The 1,741-nt window shown below is 60.9% G+C and carries 3 protein-coding genes; 2 read left to right on the top strand and 1 reads right to left on the bottom strand.

The genetic code is table 11. The features are described from left to right. The coding region (locus EN893_RS32490; protein WP_206640220.1) for a class I SAM-dependent methyltransferase at nucleotides 1–599 on the bottom strand (599 nt) is incomplete at its 3' end. 557 nt (nucleotides 600–1,156) lie between these two features. Here EN893_RS32490 and EN893_RS32485 point away from each other — a divergent pair. Together EN893_RS32485 and EN893_RS32480 are read left to right on the top strand one after the other, a co-directional pair. Continuing rightward, nucleotides 1,157–1,447 (top strand): Dabb family protein, encoded by a 291-nt coding sequence (locus EN893_RS32485; RefSeq protein WP_023812050.1) that lies wholly within the window; start codon nucleotides 1,157–1,159, stop codon nucleotides 1,445–1,447. A gap of 112 nt (nucleotides 1,448–1,559) precedes the next feature. Then, nucleotides 1,560–1,741 (top strand): VOC family protein (locus EN893_RS32480; RefSeq protein ID WP_164901324.1); only part of this gene is annotated, 182 nt, incomplete at its 3' end.

The following is a 1,741-nucleotide window of genomic DNA, read 5'->3' as shown; positions in this document are numbered from 1 at the left end:
CCTGTATCCTTCGCCAGAGCGCGATATTTGGCGGCCTGGGCGCCTTCCAGGTCGTTGGCACCGGTCGTGTAGAGCGCCGAGGAATAGGTCATGCTCGGATCGAGCCATTCCTTGTAGAAGGCGTTGCCGAGGTCGTAATGCGCCGAGATATTGCGTTTCGAACCGGTGCGCGTGTTCTGGTTGAACCAGTGGCGGATGCGCTGGACGGTGTTGATCAGCCAACTGGTGCCGCCCGCGATACGCTCGCCAATGACCGAATTGACCACGAACAGCTCCAGGAAGCTGGTCACATCAGGGCTTTCCCAATCGCCGTCCATATAGGATTCGGCAACGCCGATCGTGCCGCCGGAAAAGGCGCGGCCGGGCAAGCGCCAATTCTTCAGCACCAGTTCGGCATCCGGGCCAGGTCCCTTGCCGCCGACGAGCACGGCGCGGCCGTCCGGCAGCCTCACCCTGAGCGAACCGCGAGGCAGGTTCATCGCCGCCGACAGCACCATGCGCGCTTTCGCCGGCAGACCTTTGACGATCTCCGCGAAGTTGAATTCATCGAGCCTGACCGCGTCGCTCAATGCTACGCCAACATGTTCCTTTTGCGCCATCTCATGCCCCTGGATTTCCGCGGTGCCGGCGCAAATTGCCGGACCACGGTTCTCTTGGATCATTCGCCAGCTTCGAACGCCGCCGCGACCGGTTCGTCGGCGAGCGGGCTCGAACGAAGTGCGCGCCCCCTACCAGAGCTTCAGCGCTTCCCGGTGAATCCGTGCGACAATCTTCCACGTCATGCGGGGAAACTTCAAGGGGCAGGCTGCAAGCGGGGCTGTGCCAAGCAGATTGCTCCCGCCGGCGGGCATCTGTGCCTGTGCACAGCCAAGGCGCAGCGCGTCAAAAAACGCCTATGACCGCAGAATTCCTTGTGCGATAGATTTAGCCATGCGTTATGTAATCGTCATTGCCGCCATCGCATTTTTTTTGATCTGGGATGGCATGTACAATCAGGGCCGCTATCTCGACACCGCTGTGAGAGAGCTTAGCCATGTTGTGCGATATGTTACCAGCAAAGCTTAACTCCAGTGGCAGCAGCCGCGACATCCTTGTCGATTGACGCCAACGTCCTGCCGTCACAAAAGACCCCGGCACTTTGATCGAGGAGGCGGGGTTGATCCGGCATATCGTTTTCTTCAGCGCGCGGCGAAAAGAGGATGTCGAGGCCGTGCGCACCGGCTTGCTGGCGCTCGGCGACATTCCTCATTCCAGCCTGTTCGAGGTCACGCTCAACACCAAGGTGGACCCGCTGTCCGATGAGGTCGACGTGGTCGTCTATGCGGAGTTCGCCGATGACGCCGCGCTGGCCGCCTACAAGGCGCACCCGCTCTACGCGCAGACCACCAGCAAGGTCAAACCAATGCGTGAACTGCGCTATTCCGCCGATGTCGTCGCGGGGAGCTGATCGAACCTTGCTCCAAGGGCGCCTTTCGACGGCCGGTGAATTGACGGGCGAACTGGCCGGTATTGCGATCAAGTCTTGAACGGCTTTGCGGAATGATGCACATCGCGCCTGCATGACCAAAACCGCAGCCGCAGGCACTCATCCGCTCGATCATCTGGTGCTGCCGACGCACAGCCTCGATGTGGCGCGAGGCCGGCTCACCGCGCTTGGCTTCGTCGTTGCCCCGGCCGGTATCCATCCGTTCGGAACGGAAAACTGCTGTGTTTTCCTGGCCGACGGCACCTATCTCGAACC

The sequence above is a fragment of the Mesorhizobium sp. M7A.F.Ca.CA.004.04.2.1 genome (assembly GCF_004022825.1).
GTDB lineage: Bacteria > Pseudomonadota > Alphaproteobacteria > Rhizobiales > Rhizobiaceae > Mesorhizobium.
The sequence above is the reverse complement of the archived record's forward strand: the minus strand, read 5'-3'. Positions and strand labels throughout refer to the sequence as shown.